Genomic DNA, 20,114 nt, shown 5'->3' with positions numbered 1-20,114 from the left:
CAATGTTCGGGTTGAACATTGGCATTATTTGTCATCTCGACGATTGCTCGGTGTGTAAACAGGTGATGCATATTAGGCAACTTTGAGTGTATGATGGGTGTCACAAACCCAGTTCCGTCCCACCACCTAAGGAGTTGCGCGATCTTGGAAGAGCTCCGCATCGAAGCCAACGGGAACCTTGGCCCCATCGATTCCTCCCGCATCCCGCGCTACGCCGGCGCTGCCACCTACGCCCGCCTGCCCCGCCTGGACCAGGTCTCCAAAGCTGACGTGACAGTGGTTGGCGTTCCTTTCGATTCCGGCGTCTCCTACCGCCCCGGTGCCCGTTTCGGTGCCAACCATGTGCGTGAGGCCAGCCGCCTGCTGCGCCCGTACAATCCGGCGTGGGACGTCAGCCCCTTCGAGAACATCCAAGTGGCCGACGCCGGGGACATGGCAGTGAACCCCTTCAACATCAACGAGGCCATCGAGACCATCCAGCAGAATGCGCTGGACCTCACGGCGAACGGCAGCAAGCTCGTCACCCTCGGTGGCGACCACACCATCGCCCTCCCGCTGCTTCGCGCCGCCGCGGAACGTGCCGGGGAGCCCATCGCCATGCTGCACTTCGACGCACATCTCGATACCTGGGACACCTACTTCGGCGCCGAGTACACCCACGGGACGCCGTTCCGCCGTGCGGTAGAAGAAGGCATCCTGGATACCGAAGCCATCAGCCACGTCGGAACCCGCGGCCCGCTGTACGGCAAGAAAGACCTCGACGACGACCACCGCTTTGGGTTCGGAATCGTCACCTCCGCGGACGTTTACTACCAGGGCGTCCTGGAAACCGTGGCCAAGATCCGCGACCGCATCGGCAACCGTCCGCTGTACATCTCCGTGGACATTGACGTCCTGGATCCGGCCCACGCGCCCGGCACGGGCACCCCCGAAGCCGGTGGCATCACCAGCCGCGAACTTCTGGAGATCATCCGCGGCTTCCGCGGCATGAACCTCGTGGGAGCGGACGTTGTTGAAGTCGCCCCGGCCTATGACCACGCGGAAATTACCGGTGTTGCCGGCAGCCATGTTGCCTACGAACTGGTTACCCTGATGGCCGACAACGCGGTGGAAGGCGACCGTCACGGCGCGCCGAACGGCTACGCGCAGCAGGCCCTCGGCGCCCGCATCGAAGAGCTGGCCAAGGCGACGCGGCGATGATCGATTTTGATCCGGGCACAGCAGCCCCGACCCGTGAAACCGGGCAGCGCAACGGCGGGGACCTCGTCGTCGAGACCCTCGAAGCGCTCGGCGCCAAGACGGTATTCGGCATCCCGGGCCAGCACGCGCTGGGCCTGTTTGATGCGATGGGCCGTGGCAACCTGCACTTCGTCTCTTCGCGTGTGGAGAACAACTCGGCGTTCGCCGCGGACGGGTACTCCCGCGCCACCGGCGAGGTGGGCGTGCTGTTCCTCTCTACGGGTCCCGGCGCGTTGACGTCGCTGGCAGGTCTCCAGGAGGCGTACGCAACGGGTGTTCCCATGGTGGTGGTGGCCAGCCAGATTCCGCTGGACGGACTGGGTGCCCGCCGCAAGGGCATGCTGCACCAGCTTGATGACCAGAAGGCCTCGGCAGCTAATGTGACCAAGAGCCAGCGCCTGATCCAGCACGCCTCCGGAATCCCGTCGGCGATCCAGGACGCCTGGACCGAGGCGATCTCCTCACCGCAGGGCCCGGTCTGGATCGAAATCCCGCAGAACGTGCTGTTGGACCCGATCGTGGTTCCGCCGGTCGAGGACGCCTTGGCTGAAGCTTTTGACAACCCGCCCCGGGTTGAGCTGATCCGTGAGGCAGTGAAGTGGCTTACGACGGCGGAACGTCCGGCGATCATCGCAGGCGGCGGCACGCGTCGCGGCCGTGGCGAAAAGGCGCTGCTGTCCATTGCCGAACAGCTCCGGGCACCCGTCATTTGCACGCCGGGCGGAAACGGCGCTTTCCCGTGGAACCATGAGCTGTCCCTGCAGTCGTGGATCGAGGACCGGTACATGACCGACGTCCTGGAGGACGCGGATGTGTTGATCGTGATCGGTTCATCCCTGGGAGAAGTGACCTCGAACTACTTCACGTTCGAGCCGCGTGGGCGGATCATCCAGATTGATGCCGAGCCCCGCGTACTGGAGTCGAACCGGCCCGGGCTGGGTATCCGTGCCGATGCCGGGCAGGCATTGGCTGCCTTGGACCAGGCCCTTGCCGAGGCCGATGCTGCCAACACGGCGGTTCGCTCCTGGCACGGCACCAGTCCGGAAGAACTGGTGAAGGAATCCCTGGCCAAGGTCAAGGCCCGCTTGGAATCCCAGGACCTGGCCAAGGAACTGAAGTTCATGTCCGACATCCGCGAGGCTGTCCCTGACACCATGCAGACCTTCTGGGACATGACCATTGCGGCGTACTGGGGCTGGAGTTGCTGGGATGCCCGCGAAGGCCAGTTCCACTCCGCCCAAGGCGCAGGTGGACTGGGCTACGGCTTCCCGGCCGCCATCGGCGCTGCTGTAGGTCTGGAAACCGTCGGCAAACCCAGCAGGGTGCTGGCAGTTTCCGGTGATGGTTCGTCGATGTATTCCATCGCCGAGCTGGCAACTGCCAAGCAGCACAACGTTCCGGTCACGTGGCTCATTGTGGACGACGGCGGCTACGGCATCCTTCGCGAATACATGGTGGGCGCCTTCGGCAAAGCCACCGCAACGGAGCTTGCCCGCCCCGATTTCGTCAAGCTGGCTGAGTCGTTCGGCGTCCCGGCCCGCAGGGTGGCCCCGGAGGAAGTGGGGGACGCACTGAAGGCCTCCTTCGCCGCGGACGGGCCCAACGTCGTCGTGGTTGAAACGCTGCTCAAGATGTTTGGACCCACGCACCTGGACGACTAAACGCGTCCACGGAACTTAGCAGGAACCAACAGGACCCCGCACGGCACTGCCGTGCGGGGTCCTTTCGCTGTGGAGCAGTCCTCGCATTTTTAGTTTCCCAAAGTAATCAATCGGAGGTATAGTTGCTTTAGGCAAACAAAAAGGGGTGCATTTCATGTCCGTCGGTTCAACCACGGCCACCGACCTTGTCCATCAGATCTTCGACCTGCAAAGGACCCTGCGCTGTGTGGTGGCCGCCCAACTGGGCCGGGTGCCCGACCTCGGGGTTGCTGCCCAAGGCGTCATGCGTTACATCGGCGAGGGGGAGGCCAGGGCTACGCACTTGGCGGCCCGCCTCGGCGTCAGCGCGCCGGTGCTCAGCCGGCACATTGCTGAACTGGAGGAGCAGGGCTACGTCGTCAGGCGTCCGGACCCGGCCGACGGCAGGGCGCAACTGCTGGCCCTGTCCGAAGGTGGCCTCGTGAAGCTGCGCGAGTTCGAAGAACAGCGCAGCAGCAGGTTGCGTGACTACCTGGCGGACTGGAGTGAAGAAGACGCCTTGGAAGCTACGCACGTCCTGCAGAAGCTCTCCACATCCCTTAAGGATTCCATCCGGGCAACGGCGGCCGGTTCCACAACCACCAAACTCTCAGTTTAGGAGCCACGAATGGCCAAATCATCAACCCAGGCCCCGGGCGCGGGGCAGGCTTCGGCCAGCGGCGCTGCTGCGCCCATGACGCACCGCCAGATCATGGAAGCGCTCACGGGCCTGCTCGCTGCCTTCTTCACGGCAATCCTCAGCAGCACGATCGTGGCAAACGCACTGCCCACCATCATGTCCGAGCTTCATGGCACCCAGACCGATTTCGCCTGGGTCATCACCGCGGCGCTGCTGGCCAACGCTGCAACGACGCCCATCTGGGGCAAGCTCGCCGACCTCTTCGACAAGAAGCTCCTGGTCCAGCTGAGCATCATCATCTTCGTGGCGGGCTCGGTCATGGCCGGCTTGTCGGAAACCATTCCGCTGCTGCTGACCGCCCGCGTCATCCAGGGTGTCGCCATGGGTGGCCTTACCGCTTTGGCGCAGGCCATCATCGGTTCCATGATTCCGCCGCGGGACCGCGGTAAGTACTCCGGGTACATGGGCGCCGTCATGGCAGTCGGCACCGCGGGTGGTCCGTTGCTGGGCGGCTTCATCGTTGACAGCCCGCTGGGATGGCGCTGGACGTTCTTCGTCTGCGTGCCGCTGGCAGTGGTTGCGCTGATCCTGCTCCAGATCACGTTGAAGATCCAGCACATCAAGCGCCCGGCGAAGATCGACTGGCTCGGCTCCATCCTCCTGACGTCCGGCGTCAGCCTGCTCCTCATCTGGGTCTCCTTCGCGGGCGATCCGGAGTACTACGACTGGGTGTCCTGGCAGTCGGCCCTCATGGTGGGCGGTGGCGTGGTCTTGTTGGCCCTGCTGGTGTTCGTCGAGGGCAAGGTCCAGCAGCCCATCATTCCGCTCAAGATCATCTCCGAGCGCACCACGGCCCTGGCCATCCTGGCTTCGGTGTCCGTAGGCATCGCGATGTTCGGTTCCTCCACCTTCCTTGGTCAGTACTTCCAGGTGGCCCGTGGAGCCACGCCCACCGAGGCGGGACTCCTGACGCTGCCGATGATCGCCGGAAACCTGATCGGGTCCGTTGCCAGCGGTATCCTCATCAGCCGCTTCGGCAAGTGGAAGAGGTTCCTCATTGCCGGCAGCGTCCTGTTGATCGGCGGCCTGGCCTTCGCCGGCACCATGGACCACACCACCGAGCTGTGGCTTGTGGCCATCTACACGGCAGTGTTCGGCCTCGGACTGGGCATGCTGATGCAGAACCTGGTGTTGGCAGTACAGAACACCGTCCGTGCCACGGACATCGGTACGGCCAGCGCCTCGGTGGCGTTCTTCCGCTCGGTAGGCGGCGCGATCGGCGTCTCCGTGCTTGGCGCCATCATGTCCAACCATGTGAAGGACCTTGCCACTGAGGGGCTCGCTGCGGCCGGCATTCCCGTTCAAGGTGACTCCTCCGGAGCCAGTTTGGACCTCGCCGACATGCCCGCTCCCATTGCGGACATCATGCGCGCTGCCTACGGCGACGCCACGGCCCAGATCTTCCTGATCTCGGCAGTGATCAGTGTGGTGGCGCTCATCGCAGTACTGCTCATCAAGGAACGTCCGCTGCGCCGCACCGTTGACGCGGCACCCGAGAAGGAACTGATCGCCACTGCCTCCGGTGACGCCGGCATGTCCCTGGACACCGCCTCCCTCGACGCGGTCAAGCCCGACGACGGAACCCGACTGAGGTCCTCCGGCGCCGGAAATGCCGTGGGACACGGGCGAAGTGGCAAACCCATGGGCGAACGCTCAGCGGAAGACCTGGACCTCGAGTTCGCCCGGATCCTCACACAGGAACGCACGAACTCCCAGGCCTCCAATACCGATGCCAAGCCGGCCGACGTGAAGGAACTGCAGGAACAGCTCTCCCGCACCCAGTACGTCCTGGCGGAGCAGCAACTGCAACTGAGCCGGGCCAACGTGGAGCTTCAAGCACGCCTGCGCGAACAGCAGTCACTGGCCGAACAGCAGGCCCGCACCGCCGAAGAGCTGAAGGCACTGCGCAAGGAACTCAAGCGCGAACGCCGGCAGCAGGAACGCATGGCATTGATGCTCCTGCAGGGCGTCGAGTCCCGATCCGACCACGGCAAGCACGCAGGCTAGGCTTGCCAGCCGGCCCTGTGCTCACGTTGCCCGCCTGGCTGGGCGGGGAAATGCACAAGGGGCTCGACAATAGGCGCTGGCTGGTGTTCCTGCCAGCGCCTTGCGTTTATGGGCCCAGCGTCGTTCGGAGTCCATCCCGGCAGCCTTTGCCGGCGCGACGTGAGCTGCCGGCCAGCGGAGGTTGTCATGTGGGCAGCCCTCAGTCGCTGTGGTCACCAGAAGATATTCGTAATACGATTGTCTGCATGGAACGCAAAATGCGCGGACGGGAAGTCTCGGAGGCTGAGATCGATGAATGGGTGGAGGAGGCCGAAGCCGGCTATGACCTTGAGGAGTTGAAGGCGAGGATGGGACGCCCCGCCCGCGGGGCCGAGGCATCTCAGGTCATTCCGGTACGGCTGACGGTAGACGAGTTGGCTGCTGTGATGGCAAGGGCCGAGCGCGAGCACCTCAACCGATCCGAAGCCATCCGCGCTGCCCTGGCTGCCTGGTCGCACGCGGCGTGAATGTCCGGCGTTCCGCCCGCAAGCACGGTATCAGCTCCAATGACGCGATCGAGGCGGCGACTGGCCGCTGGTGTCTGTCCCCTTGGACGATGAGGATCCACGCAGGTTCCTTCGCCTCGGCTTTGATACGCACGGGCGGCTGCTGGAACTCGTAGTACTGGTCTGGGACGACGGTAGCGAAGAGCTGATCCACGCGATGAAGTGCCGCCCGAAGTACCTCGGGATGCTTGGCTAGCACCGCTATTTTGCAGTGGGTCGCTACCGGCTTGAAAAATGCTCCCACGAATCCCCACGCAGTCGCGGGCCCTATTTGCTGGCCGCCGCAGGGGTCGTTCCTGCGCGTTGCTGGTACTCCGCTGGGATGATCTTTTCCGGAGGTTGTTTCGCTGAGGCAACCGACCTCGTAGAGTAAGGACGCTAATACTGTCAGCGCCTGCTGCTAAAACTTCTTTTACCTCATTCACGCACTCTCCTTAAGGATCCGTGGGCATGCTTGTCACCCTTATACGGCGCTACTCCAAGCCGTATTTGCCGCAGATAGTGGCCGTCCTGATATTCCAGTTGGCGTCCACTATTGCCACGCTGTACCTCCCCAGCCTCAATGCCAAAATCATTGACGAGGGAGTCTCCCGCGGCGATACCGATTTCATCTGGCGCACCGGTGCACTCATGCTCGCCGTTGCCCTGGGCCAGGTACTTACCGCCATCGCAGCCGTCTACTTCGGCTCCCGGACGGCCATGGCAATCGGCCGGGACCTCCGGCGCTCCGTCTACCGCCAAGTCAGCAGTTTTTCAGCGCAGGACGTCAACCGCTTCGGTGCTCCGACGCTGATCACCCGCGGCACCAACGACGTCCAGCAGGTCCAAATGCTGGTGCTGATGGGCCTGAACTTCATGGTTTCCACACCCATCATGTGCGTGGGTGGCATCATCATGGCTCTTCGCGAGGATTTGTCCCTTTCCTGGCTGGTCTGGGTTTCCGTACCGTTACTGGTAGCAGTGGTGGGGTACCTCGTGGTCCGGCTGATGCCGTTGTTCCGCTCGATGCAGGCCAAGATCGATGCCATCAACGGGGTACTCCGGGAACAGATCATCGGTATCCGCGTTGTACGTGCCTTCGTCCGTGAGCCCTATGAGGCAAAGCGGTTCGGTGATGCCAACCAGGACCTCACCGCGGTGTCGGTCAAGATCGGCAACCTCTTCGTCCTGATGTTCCCTGCCATCGGCATGATCCTCCACCTTTCCACTGCTGCCGTGCTGTGGTTCGGTGGCCAGCGCGTTGACTCCGGGGAGATGCAGGTGGGGGCACTCACCGCCTTCCTCCAGTACCTGCTCCAGATCCTGATCGCCGTCATGATGGGTACCTTCATGGCGATGATGATTCCGCGCGCCTCGGTGTGTGCAGACCGCATTGGCGAGGTGCTCGACGTCGAACCTTCCATCCACAACCCCGAGAACCCGGTGATTCCAGCAGCCAAGGCGGGACGCGTGGAGTACCGGGACGTGACGTTCAAGTACCCGGGCGCCGAAGCCCCGGTGCTGAGCAATGTCTCCTTCACGGCCGAACCCGGCAAGACGCTGGCCATTATCGGCTCAACCGGCGCGGGCAAGACCACGCTGGTTTCACTGCTGCCGCGGCTCTATGACGTCGCTTCCGGTGAGGTACTGCTCGACGGCGTCCCGGTCACCCAACTGGATGCCTCGGAGATCAGCAGCCGCGTAGCCGCTGTTCCGCAGAAGCCGTACCTGTTCTCCGGCACCATCGAACACAACCTGCGGTTCGGCAAGACGGAAGCCACGGACCAGGAACTGTGGGATGCGCTGGAAACGGCGCAGGCCAAGGGATTTGTGGAGGAGAAGTCCGCCGGCTTGAACCGCCGGATCTCCCAGGGCGGAACCAACGTTTCCGGCGGGCAGCGCCAGCGCCTTTGCATCGCCAGGGCCTTGGTCACAAAACCCAATGTCTACGTGTTCGACGATTCGTTCTCCGCTTTGGACGTTGCCACCGACGTTCGCCTGCGGAAGGCGTTGAAAGCCAAGACGCAGGACGCCACGGTGATCATCGTCGCCCAGCGGGTGTCCACCATCCAGGATGCCGATGAGATCCTCGTGCTGGACAATGGCCGGATCGTGGACCGCGGAACGCACGACGAACTCTTGGAAACCTCGCCCACTTATCAGGAAATTGTTGAATCGCAGCTGAGCGTAGAGGAAATGGCATGAGCGGGCAGGACCAGCAGAAGAAGCGCGGCTGGGCTGCGAAGGCAGAAGCTGCCAAAGCCGCCAAAGCGTCGGCCGCAGCGGACGTCGCCACCGAGGCCATGGAAGACGAGGACTTCGCCGAAGAGGAGTACGTCCCCACGGAGGCCGACGGCGGCATGTTCGGTGACGTGCCGGCCAAGAAGGCGAAGGCCTTCTGGCCCTCCGCCAAGCGCCTCATGGGGTTGCTGAAGCCCGAGCGCATCGGCGTCTCGATCGTTATTGGGCTTGTTGTTGTTTCCGTGGTGCTGAACGTCATTGCACCGAAGATCCTCGGCAGCGCCATGGACGTCATCTTCGGCGGCGTCATCGGCAAGCAGCTTCCTCCTGGAGTGAGCCCGGAACAGTTCGCCGAAATCATGCGCCAGCAGGGCCAGGACAACTTCGCGGACATGGTTTCCAAGATGACGCTGACCAACGGCATCGACTTCCCCAAGCTGACGTTCCTGATCTCGATCGTGCTCCTGATGTACTTCGTGGCCAACATTTTCCTGTGGGCCCAGGGGTGGTTGCTGAACCGGATTGTGATGCGGGTCATCAAGAATCTCCGCGATGAGGTCCAGGCCAAGCTGAACCGGCTGCCGCTGAACTACTTCGACACCCGCCAGCGCGGTGACATCCTGTCCCGCGTCACCAACGACGTCGACAACGTGCAGCAGGGCCTGCAGCAGGCCTTCGCGCAGTTGGTCAGTTCGGTACTGACGGTCCTGGGCATCATCGTGATGATGTTCATCGTGTCTTGGGAACTGGCCCTGATAGCGCTCATCGCGCTGCCGCTGTCCGGTGTCCTGGCAGGTGTCATAGGTGCCCGCAGCCAGAAGCTCTTTGCCGCCCAGTGGAAGAACACGGGCGCGCTGAACGGCCAGATTGAGGAATCGTTCTCCGGACACGACCTCGTGAAGGTCTTTGGGCGCGATGCAGACATGTTGATTCGCTTCGACGAAAAGAACGAGGAACTCTACAAGGCCTCGTTCGGGGCGCAGTTCGTCTCCGGCATCATCTTCCCGGCCATGAACTTCGTGTCCTACTTGTCCTACGTAGGCATCGCAGTTGTCGGTGGCCTGCGCGTAGCGTCGGGTTCCATGAGCCTGGGCGATGCCACAGCCTTCATCCAATACTCCCGCGAGTTCACCCAGCCTCTGGGCCAGATCGCCGGCATGGCCAACATGCTGCAGTCCGGTGTGGCATCCGCCGAGCGTGTGTTCGAGTTCCTCGACGCCGAGGACGAAGTCCCGGAGACCGGAACAAGGAACCTGCCGCCCAAGACCGATGGCCACGTCGAGTTCGACCACGTCCACTTCAGCTATGTGGAGGACAAGCCGCTGATCGAGGACCTGTCATTCAGTGCCGAACCCGGCCACACCGTGGCGATTGTCGGGCCCACGGGTGCAGGCAAGACGACGCTGGTGAACCTCGTGATGCGCTTCTACGAACTCAACGCCGGACGGATCACCTTGGACGGCGTCGACATCAAGGAGCTCAGCCGGGCGGAACTGCGTTCCAAGGTGGGCATGGTGCTTCAAGACGCCTGGCTCTTCGGTGGGACTATCTACGACAACATCCGGTACGGCAACCTTGACGCCACGGAAGAGCAGATCATGGAGGCCGCCAAGGCGACCTACGTGGACCGCTTTGTCCGGGCCCTTCCTGACGGCTACCAGACCATCATTGATGAAGAAGGCAACAACGTCAGTGCCGGTGAGAAACAGCTCATCACCATCGCCAGGGCCTTCGTCTCCAACCCGTCACTGCTCATCCTTGACGAGGCCACCAGCTCCGTAGACACCCGCACGGAACTGCTGCTCCAGAAGGCGATGGCAGCCCTCCGCACGGATCGCACCAGCTTTGTGATCGCCCACCGGCTCTCCACCATCCGTGATGCCGACACCATCCTGGTGATGGAAAACGGGCAAATCGTGGAGCAAGGCAACCACGGCCAACTGCTGGCACGGCAGGGCGCGTACTACCGCCTGTACATGTCGCAGTTCGCGGGTGAAGACGCCGAGGAAGTCTCGGTGGATGATTCGACGGCGGTGCACAGCTGAGTATCGGAACGCCCCGGCGCATGGAGGTACTGGTACCCATGCGCTGGGGCGACATGGATGCGTACGGCCACATCAACAACGTGCAGATCGTGCGCATGCTCGAAGAAGCCCGCATTGCCGCTTTCGGGCCGCCGGCCGGTGCCGGCTTGCCTGGCGTTGAGCCGCCCGCTGCGTTGTTCAACGACGTCGGAGAAGGCATCATGACGCTCGTTGTGGAACACAAGGTCAGGTACGTCCGCACCCTGGAGTACCGCAATGTGCCGGCCGTCGTCGAGATTTGGGTTGGCGCCATCAAGGGTGCCAGCTTCGATCTCCACTACGTCATCAAGGACCCTGTCACCAAGGAAGAGTGCGTCAAGGCCAGCACGCACCTGGCTTTCGTGGCCGAGTCAACGGGGAGGGTGCTGCGCCTCACCCCGGAGCAGAAGGAAAAGCTCGAAGCCTACCGCGCGTAAATCCCCACGCCCTGCCGCACGAATGATGTGGAATTCCTAAGCGGCAGGCGTGGTGCGCCCAGTCCGGGCGACCTAGAGTTTCCTCATGAGACTTGAGATCGCGGTGACCAGCGCCGCCGGTGCAGGCACGTCCGCAGCCGAGGGCGCGGACACGGTTGAACTCTGCAGCAGCTTGGAACTGGGAGGCATCACGCCCAGCCAAGGACTCTTGGAAGCGAGCCTTGAACACGTTGACGGACGGCTGGAAGTCCACGCCCTGGTGCGGCCCCGCCCCGGAGATTTCCATTACTCTGCCTCGGATGTGGACACCATGGTCCACGAGGTCAAGCATCTGCTGCGCCAAGGCGCAGCCGGGGTAGTGGTGGGCGCGCTGACTGCGGAACAGGAAGTGGACGTTCCGGTTGTTCGAAGGCTCCTTGAATCGGCAAAGGAAACGAACCCGGAAGCCCGGCTCACCTTCCACCGGGCCATCGACCAGTCCCGTGACCCCTTGGCTGCCTTGGACCTCCTCCTGGATCTGGGGTTCACCCGGGTCCTCACCTCCGGACATGAATCAACGGCAGGGGAAGGCCTGAACACACTGGCACGGCTGGTTGAACGGGCCTCCGGAGCCATGGAAATCGTGGCCGGGGGAGGGCTCAAGCTCGCCGACATCCCGGCCATGCACGCCGCCGGCCTCTCAGCAGTGCATCTCTCCGCGAAACGCACCGTGTCCACGCTCGCGGACTCTGCCGTCGCCCTCGGCAGCCGGGACGGTGCCGATCCTACGGCCTACGCGGTGACCGACCGGGAGACCGTCCGTGCAGCGAGGGCGGCAGTAAATGCGGCAACGATGGGGTCATGACGTGGCATCGTCCAACATCACAGTAAGCACCCTAACCCTGACCATGGCCGAGCTGGGCCCTCTGAATCCGTTGCCGGTGGTCGGTTCGGAGCTTGAGGAACCCTACAGCGTGGGGGAGGGCGTCCCGGAGGAGTTGCAGGCAGCTACCCGCTATGGGGTGGTGCCCAACGTGTATCCGTACCTGATGCAGGACGGCTACAGCCGCGCGGCCGCACCCAGGGAGCTGACCGCCGTCGCTCTTGAAAACAGCAAGCTGAAGGCGACTGTCCTGCCGTCCATGGGCGGGCGGATCTGGGAGCTTTTCGACAAGGCCACCGGCAAGCAGCTCCTGCACACTCATGCGGCACCCCAGATCGCCAACATCGCATTGCGGAAGGCCTGGTTTGCAGGCGGCCTGGAATGGAACATCGGCACCCGGGGACATTCGCCCACCAGCTGCGATCCTTTGCATACGGCGATCGTGCACACGGCTGATGGCAAGCACATCCTCCGCATGTGGGAGTACGAACGGCTCCGCGAGGTGGTGTTCCAAGTGGACATCTGGCTTCCGGCCGATTCGGAGGTGCTCTTGGCTGCCGTCAGGATCCGGAATCCCAACGAACATGACCTCCCCATGTACTGGTGGAGCAACGCTGCGATTCCGGAGACGGACCGGACCCGGGTGATCGCACCTGCCGAGGAGGCCTTTGGCAGCGATTACGCCACCGACATCACCCGCGTCACGCCCACCAACCACGAAGGCTATGACGGCACATGGTTGGTCAACAGTCCCCATGCCGCGGATTTCTTCTTCGACATCGACCCTTCGGAGCGGCGTTGGGTGGTGGCAGCGGATGACGACGGCGACGGGCTGGCCATGCTGTCCACGGACCTGCTGCGCGGAAAGAAACTGTTCGTGTGGGGCCAGGGCGCAGGCGGCAAGCGGTGGCAGGAATGGTTGAGCCCCGGTGCCGGTCCCTATGCGGAAATCCAGGCCGGACTGGCCCGAACGCAGTTCGAACACCTCGCCATGCCCGCGGGCAGCCAATGGTGCTGGGTTGAGGCTTACGGAAACGGCAGCCTGGATCCGGGGATCTCCCACGGGAAGGACTGGCAGGCGGCAGTAGCGCACGCCGGGGAGCGTCTGGAAACGCTGATGCCCCGCGAGGAACTGGAGTCGCTGTTGCCGGCAGCCATCCGCGACGCTGACGTGCCGCCGTCCACCATGGTCCGGATCGGCAGCGGTTGGGGCGCGCTTGAGCGGGCCCGTCGCCGGCGCGCCGGCCGGAGCTGGGTTGCCGAAAGCGGGACACCGTTCGTGCTGGAGAGCCTGACCGCAGAGCAGGAACCCTGGCTGGGGCTGCTGAAGGGACAAGCGTTCGACGGCGCTCCCTCCTTTGTGGCGGGGGCGGACTGGGAAGGGTTGTTGGCCGGGCAGGAGAGCCCCGAGGCCCACTACCACCTGGCCACCATGCGGCATGCCCGGCAGGATCTGGAAGGCGTCACGGAGGAGTACCGCCGCGTCCTCGACTCGACCGGCGTCAGGCCGGCGACGATCGCGCTCGCCCGGCGGGGGTTGGCGCTGGTTCTCCTGGCAGCAGGCAGCGAACAGGAGGGGTTGGCTGAACTGCGGACGGCTGTCCCGACAGATCCCTCCAACACCTGGTTGCTGACGGAAGCGGCCACCTTGGCACTTCGCCATGGCGATCCCGCCATGGCGCTGGAACTGACCGGATCCGCTCCCACGGAGGGCGCCGCCGTCGGACGTTTGATGTTCCTGAAGGCCACTGCACTGGCCCGCAGCGGCAGGGCAGCGGAGGCCGCGGCCATCCTCCGTGCGGGCGTGGAAATCCCGGATCTGCGCGAAGGAGAGGACGCCATCGCGGCGCTGTGGGAAGAGGTGTGTGCCGGGGAACCCGTGCCGGCTGCTTACCAATTCGGGATGCATTAAATGCTGAATGAAGCCTGTGGATATCCAGATGCCGACTTAACCCAAACAAGGTAAGTTGGCTTAAATGACCTCCCCTGTGTTGCCTGCCGTTGACCGCGCCCCCGGAATCTCGAAAGAGATCGAGGACGCTGCCTGGTACGTACTCCAGCCCGCTTTGCAAGGGAAGCCTTCAGCCATTGACGGGCGGACGCTGACGTGGACAGCGGAGGCTGCCCGCGAGTTGCTGGAACGGCTGGAGCGGGGCGTCGGGGACTCCAAGGCGCCCATGATGACCAACCTGCGGCAGAACCTGGAAGGCGCATCACGCGAGGCGAAGCTCCTGGCCGTCGAGCTGCTGTATTTGCAGTCGCTGCCGCTGGCTCACGAGGTCAAGTCCCTGCGTGTGAAGCGCGCGCGTGTAGCCGAGGCGGCGTCCTGGGTGGAACCGCCGGTCGAGCTGCCTGAAGAGCTGTACCAAGGCATGACGGACCACGGCGTGATCCGGGACCGCACGGCGGAATTCAACTGGACCATCTGGGACCACCTGACGTGGCTGTGCCGCTTCGTGGAGCACGTTGACAGCCAGAGCACGGAGACCATCAACCGGGCGCTGGCCGATCCACTCAAGTTCCACGAACTCGCTGCCGGTACGCCCGAGGACCAGCCCGCCCTGCGGCGCAGCATCGAATACCTGGTGTGGCCCAGCTACTTCGAGCCGGTAGTGGCGGACGTGGAACGCCGCGAGATCCGGGATGCCTTCGCTTCCCTCGTGGGCGGCGCCAAGGGCGATACCGAAGAGGACATCACCGCTGACATCCACCGCATCCGCCTCCACCTGGACGAACAGGCAGGCCAGCGGATCGACTGGTATGCCCGGCAGTTGGTGAGCCAGTGGCGGAAGGTGGGAGACCCGGGCCGCCGTTCCTGGCTGCTGCGCACACACCATGACAACGCGGACCTGTTGGCCTCCTGGGTGGCAGAGGAGAAAGCCACCCTGGACGTTGAGCACTTGCGCTCGCTGGAGGCCGGAGTCACCGCGGGGGTGGTCCAGCACGCCGTAGACGAGGACTGCAAACACCTTGGGTACGTGGAGCGCGAGGACACCAAGACCGCTGTCTTCGCTTTCCTGACCGTCATGAAGCCCGGAGACCTGACGCTCTACCAGCAGGCGGGACGGGTCCGCGTGGGGGTTGTGCTGGGCGAACCGGATCACGAGAACCGCCGCATCCAACGCAAAGTGCGCTGGTTCGACGACAGTTACGCCATCACGGAGCTGCCGCGCCACGCACAGCGCCAGCTGTCCACGCCCGGCATCATCGTGGACGTCACCAGGGTGATCCAGGCGCTCCAGGAGCTCCTCCCGGTGGAGGCAGAAACGGACGGCGAGGACGAGACCCCGCCCACCGCCGTCGTCGAAGTCGTTCAGCAGGGCTTCCGGCCCCTGACCGAAGAGTTCGCCGCCTCGCTCCACATGGACCTCGAACCGCTCAAGGAAATCGCGGAGCTGTTGGAGGAGAACCGGCAGTTGGTGCTCTATGGTCCCCCCGGCACCGGCAAGACGTACCTGGCCAAGCACCTTGCCGCGGAGTTGGCGGGGGACAGCACGGACGAACGCGTCAAGCTGGTGCAGTTCCATCCTTCCTATGCCTACGAGGATTTCTTCGAGGGCTACCGCCCGGACAAGACCGACGACGGCCAGGTTTCCTTCAAGCTGGTTGCCGGACCGCTGCGCCGCCTCGCCGAGGAAGCCGCAAAGCCGGAGAACGCCCACAAGCCTTACTTCCTGATCATTGACGAGATGAACAGGGCCAACCTGGCCAAGGTCTTCGGCGAGCTCTACTTCCTGCTCGAATACCGGGATGATCGCATCTACCTGCAGTACAGCCCGAATGAGCCCTTCAGCCTGCCGGACAACCTGTACATCATCGGCACCATGAACACGGCGGACCGTTCCATCGCCATGATGGACGCCGCCATCCGGCGCCGCTTCGCGTTCATTGAGCTGCACCCGAATGTGGAACCGGTGAAAGGTTCGCTGCGGCGGTTCCTGGAAGCCCGCGGCCTGGATACCCTCAACGCGGATCTGCTGGATGCCCTCAACGCCGCCATCGATGACTGGGACAGGGACCTCATGATCGGCCCGTCCTACTTCATGAAGCCGGCAGCCCAAACCCCCACGGGCCTGCGGCGGATCTGGAAGTACGAGCTCATGCCGCTGCTGGAGGAGCACTACCACGGGCAACTGAACCGGGCGCAGCTGGAAGAACGCTTCGGCCTGGACCAGTTGCTGGGACGTCTTGCTTCCCGCTGACGCCATCCCGCCCCGTCCCGGGCGGGCACCGGCCAGCGCAGCAAAAAATCCAACGGGGGTGCGGCACATCCTCATGGACGAGCTCTCGCGCGGGGTGGTGGACAAACTTGACCCGGAGTCGGCTGCGTTCATCAACGCCAGTGGCCTGGCCAAGGCTTCGCCCATGGGGATGGGCCTGTACAGGATCGAACCGGTGGGAAAAGTTGGTTCGGTCCGGACAGCCGCCGTGCAGTTGGAAGTCCGTCCGAAGGGTCGCCTGGGCCTGAACCGCTTGCTGTTCCTGCTGAGCTTAGCCGGCGACCAAGGCTTCCGTGACCACACCGTGGAGGCAACGGAACATCCGGATCTGTGGAGCGCGTTGGCGCAGTCCCTGGCGCAGTTGGCGGAGAAGGCCCTGAACCGGGGCGTCCTCCAGGGCTACCTGACCATCGACGAATCCCTCCGGACCGTCAAGGGCCGCATCCGCATCTCGGACCAGATCTCGCGCCGGCCCGGAATGCTGGTCCCGCTGGAAGTGTCCTATGACGAATTCACCGAGGACATCGCGGAGAACCGCATCCTGCGCGCCGCCCTCGACCGGATGAGCAAGGTCCCCGGCGTGCGAGCCGACGTCCTGAGCCGCTTGCGGCAGCTCAAAGGAAAGCTCGACGCCGTCACCCGGCTTAAGCCCGGCGCGCCGCTGCCGCCGTGGCAGGCAAACCGGATGAACCTCAGGTACCACGCCGTACTCCGGCTTGCGGAGGTGATCCTGCGCAACGCCTCGGCCGAGGCAGGCGAGGGCAAACAGCAGTCTGCGTCTTTCGTGGTGGACATGGGGCAGGTTTTCCAGGAGTTCGTGGGCGCCGCCCTGCGTCATGCGATGGGCCGGCATCCCGGTGAAATGCGGCTGCAGTACGGGGCACTCCTGAACGAAGCAGTGCAGGATACCGATCGCCTGACGGTCCGGCCGGATGCCGTGCATTTCCTCGGCGGTCAGCCGGTGGTGGTGTACGACTTCAAATACACGGCGGCCGGGGATACCGGGGCTTCGCTCAACGCTGACCACTACCAATTGCTGGCCTATTGCACGGCCTTGCGGGTACCTACGGCGTGGCTCGTTTATGCCGGGACGGGTGAGGTCAAGCTGCGGCGGATCCTCAACACGGACATCGACATCATCGAATACCCGTTGGACCTGTCGCTGCCCCCGGCGGAGATCCTTGCCGCCGTCGAGGACCTCGCTGAACAGTCGTGGGGAGAAGTGGTGCGCCAGGCTGTGGCGGGGCGGGGAGCCTCCGGCTAGCCTGAGAGGTAAACCCCGAGTGCGATGGAGGCATGATGGCTAAGAAGAAGAAGTCCTGGCGTGATCTGAGCACCAAGCAAAAGGCCATGATGATGGCGGGCAGCGCGGTAAACCTGACGCTGCTGATTGCAGCGCAACGGAGCCTGGCCAAGACCCCGGACGCGCAGATCAGGGGCAAGAAGGCCCTCTGGCGGGCTGCGTCCTTCATCAACTTCTTTGGTCCGGTGAGCTACTTTGTGTTCGGCCGCCGGCGGGATGCCGGGGCAGCCTAGAAAGACACGTCCGACGCCGGGGCGAGCCTAGGCGGGCACTTTCACCGTGAAGGTGGTGCCCTGCCCGGGTTCACTCTGGAGTGTGATGCTGCCGCCGTGGGCCTCGACGATCGCCTTGCTGATCGGCAGGCCCAACCCCACGCCGGGAATGGTGCTGTTGCGGACCCCGTCCGCCCGGAAGAACTTGGTGAAGACTCCCGCTTGTTCATCCTGCGGGATGCCCATGCCGGTGTCGGAGACCTTGCAATAGACGTGGTCCTCGTCTTCCCACGCGGATACCACCACGTCCCCGCCGTCCGGTGAGTACTTGATGGCATTGGACACGAGGTTGTCCAGGACCTGGGAGATCCGGGAGGAGTCCACGCGGGCATGGAGCGTCCCGGGCACGTCCACGGAAAGGCGGACGCCCGCTTTGGCTGCCCTGGGTTCGGCCGAAGCAACGCTGCCGCGCACCAGTTCGGAAACATCCACCGGGTGCGGCTGGATGGCGATCTGCCCGGACCTGACGGCCAGGAGGTCGGACACAAGTGACAACAGGCGTTCTGCATTGCGGCGGACGATGTCCAACTGCTTGCGGTACTTCGGATCCAGCCCGTTGGGGTCATCGAGGATGAGCTCGACGTAGCCGAGGATGGATGTCAGCGGTGTCCGGAACTCGTGGGATACGTTGGCCACGAATTCGTCTTTTGCTGCCAGGGCATTGACCAATTCCGTGACGTCGCTGAAGACCACTACGGACCCTGCGAAGTTGCCGGCCGGGTCAAGCATGGGCCTTGCGCTGGCAGTGAATGCGCGCTGCCCGGCGCCGGATCCCAGCCAGACCAGCTGATCCGTGAAACGCTCACCCAGCACCGCCCTGCGGACGGGCCGGCGCTCCGGCGGCAGCGGGGTGGTGCGGTCCGTGTCGAAAACGAGGAGCTGGGATTCGTTGGGATCGTCGTTGTCCGGGGGAGTGGCCAAGGCGTGCGTCTGCCGTTGCCTGCGGTTCATCAGGATGTCGTGGCCGTCGCCGTCAACGGCCACCACGCCCAGCGGCAGCGCTTCCATGACCGTGTTAAGGAGCCGCTCCTGCTTGGTACTGGTTTCGAGAGCCTCTTTGAGGGCCGCGTCCTTTTCTTCAAGTGCCCGTTGTTGGCGGACCATGCTCAGGGTGAGGACGCTGACCGAGACCCCGATGCCAAGGATCAGGATAGGGAAGAGCAATGGCTTGGTGAGGTCCTGCTCGGTGAAGGTGCCGCGGATGAAGAGCGGTGCCCACACAATAGCCAGTGGCCCGATGAATGCCAGGGCGACGGCCAGACGGGGATACAAACCGGAGGCGCACAGCCAAATGACCGGCAGGACCACCAGGACGCTGATCCCCGTGATCGCCTCCTGCCCGCCTTCGCGGCCGAAGGCGATGGAGACGATGTCCAGGATCGGGATGACCAGGAAGCTGGCAAAGGGCAGCTTGTGCCACGGGACGGCGATGCAAAGGGCCAGGAGGAATGCCTGGCTCAACAGGAACACCAGGAAGAACGGGTTGCCGAGGGTCGCCGGGAAGAACAGCCACACGAGGATGGCGGAAAGGCACACGCAGACCGAGAGCGGCAGCTGGCTCAGCACCACCCTCATCCGGAGGCTGTGCTCATGGAAGGAGCGCTTGAAGATGAACAGTTTCTTCTTGTCATCGACGGCCCACATGGTGGGTGTGCTCATGGGTTAACCACCGGTGGGGCAGAAGGAAGACGGTTCATGAGATCAGCCTAACCATAATGGTTATACTTCGAAGGGTTATCGAAGCGGGCTGAGGGGCGGCAATGAGTGAAGCACGTGTGGGACTGGTCATCGAAGACGACCAGGACATCCGCGAACTGGTCCGGGTGGTCCTTTCCCAGGCGGGTTTCGACGTCCATGTGGCGTCCACGGGCTCGGCCGGCGTCAACTCCGCCCGGGAATTGAATCCCGACGTTATTACGCTGGATCTTGGCCTGCCGGACATCGACGGTTTTGAAGTCGCCCGGCAGATCCGTAAGACTTCCGACGCCTACATCATCATGCTCACGGCCCGCGCCGAAGAGCTCGACACGTTGATGGGCCTTGAAGCCGGTGGCGACGATTACCTCACCAAGCCGTTCCGGCCCCGCGAGCTGCGCGCCCGGGTGGAGGCCATGATGCGGAGGCCGCGGTCGTCGTCGTCGGACGCCAAGCACGCCCCGGAAGCCGCCGATCCCGAGATGACCCACAACGGGCTTGCCGTGTCGGCCGGATCCCGCACGGCCGTCCTCAACGGCATGGAGCTGAAGCTGACCCGCACCGAGTTCGACCTGCTGGTGGCACTGTTGGAGACCGGCCGTATTGTGCGGACCAAGGCTGACCTTGCGCGCCGCCTTCGCAACGAACCGTACGACGTCGGCAGTTACGTCAGCGACGCGGACGAACGCGCCGTGGAGGTCCACATGGGCAACCTGCGCAAAAAGCTGGGGGACAGCATCCAAAGCCCGCGCTGGCTGGAAACAGTCCGCGGCGTCGGCTACCGTTTGGCCCCGGCAGTCCACAACAACTAAGCCCCGCCCCGCTCACCCAACTGGGTAGCAGCTGTGCGCGTTTTGAACGCTCAAAACGCG

Annotated in this window: 16 protein-coding genes; 15 read left to right on the top strand and 1 reads right to left on the bottom strand. The window is 63.8% G+C overall.

The features are described from left to right. Window positions 1-144 precede the first annotated feature (144 nt). From speB to HMI59_RS16270, 14 genes are all read left to right on the top strand, one after another. Complete coding sequence (speB, locus tag HMI59_RS16335; RefSeq protein ID WP_062095456.1) at window positions 145-1,200, top strand: agmatinase; 1,056 nt, start codon at window positions 145-147, stop codon at window positions 1,198-1,200. Then, complete coding sequence (locus tag HMI59_RS16330; RefSeq protein WP_062095458.1) at window positions 1,197-2,900, top strand: thiamine pyrophosphate-binding protein; 1,704 nt, start codon at window positions 1,197-1,199, stop codon at window positions 2,898-2,900. The genes speB and HMI59_RS16330 overlap by 4 nt, the downstream gene beginning before the upstream one ends. Before the next feature lie 154 nt (window positions 2,901-3,054). Continuing rightward, complete coding sequence (locus tag HMI59_RS16325; protein WP_166187472.1) at window positions 3,055-3,537, top strand: MarR family winged helix-turn-helix transcriptional regulator; 483 nt, start codon at window positions 3,055-3,057, stop codon at window positions 3,535-3,537. 9 nt (window positions 3,538-3,546) lie between these two features. Continuing rightward, window positions 3,547-5,625, top strand: coding sequence for an MDR family MFS transporter (locus tag HMI59_RS16320; RefSeq protein WP_193591887.1), 2,079 nt, complete (start codon window positions 3,547-3,549; stop codon window positions 5,623-5,625). A gap of 245 nt (window positions 5,626-5,870) precedes the next feature. Then, window positions 5,871-6,131 (top strand): ribbon-helix-helix protein, CopG family, encoded by a 261-nt coding sequence (locus HMI59_RS16315; protein WP_166187475.1) that lies wholly within the window; start codon window positions 5,871-5,873, stop codon window positions 6,129-6,131. 70 nt (window positions 6,132-6,201) lie between these two features. Further along, on the top strand, window positions 6,202-6,366 hold the full coding sequence (locus tag HMI59_RS16310; protein WP_227471422.1) for a toxin-antitoxin system toxin subunit: 165 nt from the start codon (window positions 6,202-6,204) through the stop codon (window positions 6,364-6,366). Window positions 6,367-6,620: 254 nt separating this feature from the next. Continuing rightward, entirely contained in the window at window positions 6,621-8,354 is a 1,734-nt protein-coding gene (locus HMI59_RS16305) for an ABC transporter ATP-binding protein (protein ID WP_193591886.1), read from the top strand. Then, the gene (locus HMI59_RS16300; RefSeq protein WP_166187479.1) at window positions 8,351-10,435 is read left to right on the top strand and encodes an ABC transporter ATP-binding protein; all 2,085 of its coding nucleotides are present in this window, start codon (window positions 8,351-8,353) and stop codon (window positions 10,433-10,435) included. The genes HMI59_RS16305 and HMI59_RS16300 overlap by 4 nt, the downstream gene beginning before the upstream one ends. Before the next feature lie 38 nt (window positions 10,436-10,473). After that, window positions 10,474-10,890: a thioesterase family protein gene (locus tag HMI59_RS16295; protein ID WP_031216655.1), complete on the top strand. Its 417-nt coding sequence runs from the start codon at window positions 10,474-10,476 to the stop codon at window positions 10,888-10,890. A gap of 85 nt (window positions 10,891-10,975) precedes the next feature. Further along, window positions 10,976-11,734: a copper homeostasis protein CutC gene (locus HMI59_RS16290; RefSeq protein WP_166187481.1), complete on the top strand. Its 759-nt coding sequence runs from the start codon at window positions 10,976-10,978 to the stop codon at window positions 11,732-11,734. 1 nt (window position 11,735) lies between these two features. Further along, window positions 11,736-13,664 (top strand): DUF5107 domain-containing protein, encoded by a 1,929-nt coding sequence (locus HMI59_RS16285; RefSeq protein ID WP_227471421.1) that lies wholly within the window; start codon window positions 11,736-11,738, stop codon window positions 13,662-13,664. 64 nt (window positions 13,665-13,728) lie between these two features. Next, window positions 13,729-15,954 carry an McrB family protein gene (locus HMI59_RS16280; RefSeq protein ID WP_021472764.1) on the top strand — a complete coding sequence of 742 codons (2,226 nt, stop codon included), beginning with the start codon at window positions 13,729-13,731 and terminating at the stop codon, window positions 15,952-15,954. A 73-nt stretch (window positions 15,955-16,027) separates the two neighbouring features. Then, a complete protein-coding gene (locus tag HMI59_RS16275; RefSeq protein WP_193591885.1) occupies window positions 16,028-17,236 on the top strand; it encodes a restriction endonuclease in 1,209 nt (402 codons plus the stop codon). A 32-nt stretch (window positions 17,237-17,268) separates the two neighbouring features. Beyond that, a complete protein-coding gene (locus HMI59_RS16270) occupies window positions 17,269-17,508 on the top strand; it encodes a hypothetical protein (protein ID WP_370583513.1) in 240 nt (79 codons plus the stop codon). A gap of 27 nt (window positions 17,509-17,535) precedes the next feature. On the opposite strand, the gene HMI59_RS16265 is transcribed toward HMI59_RS16270, so the two are convergent. Then, window positions 17,536-19,206 carry a cell wall metabolism sensor histidine kinase WalK gene (locus HMI59_RS16265; RefSeq protein WP_193591884.1) on the bottom strand — a complete coding sequence of 557 codons (1,671 nt, stop codon included), beginning with the start codon at window positions 19,204-19,206 and terminating at the stop codon, window positions 17,536-17,538. A 101-nt stretch (window positions 19,207-19,307) separates the two neighbouring features. Between HMI59_RS16265 and HMI59_RS16260 the strand changes: the two genes are divergently transcribed. After that, window positions 19,308-20,054, top strand: a complete 747-nt coding sequence (locus HMI59_RS16260; RefSeq protein WP_021472760.1) for a response regulator transcription factor — start codon at window positions 19,308-19,310, stop codon at window positions 20,052-20,054. Window positions 20,055-20,114: the final 60 nt, after the last annotated feature.

The sequence above is a fragment of the Paenarthrobacter sp. YJN-5 genome, from assembly GCF_015040095.1.
Taxonomy (GTDB): Bacteria; Actinomycetota; Actinomycetes; order Actinomycetales; family Micrococcaceae; genus Arthrobacter; species Arthrobacter ureafaciens.
The sequence above is the reverse complement of the archived record's forward strand: the minus strand, read 5'-3'. Positions and strand labels throughout refer to the sequence as shown.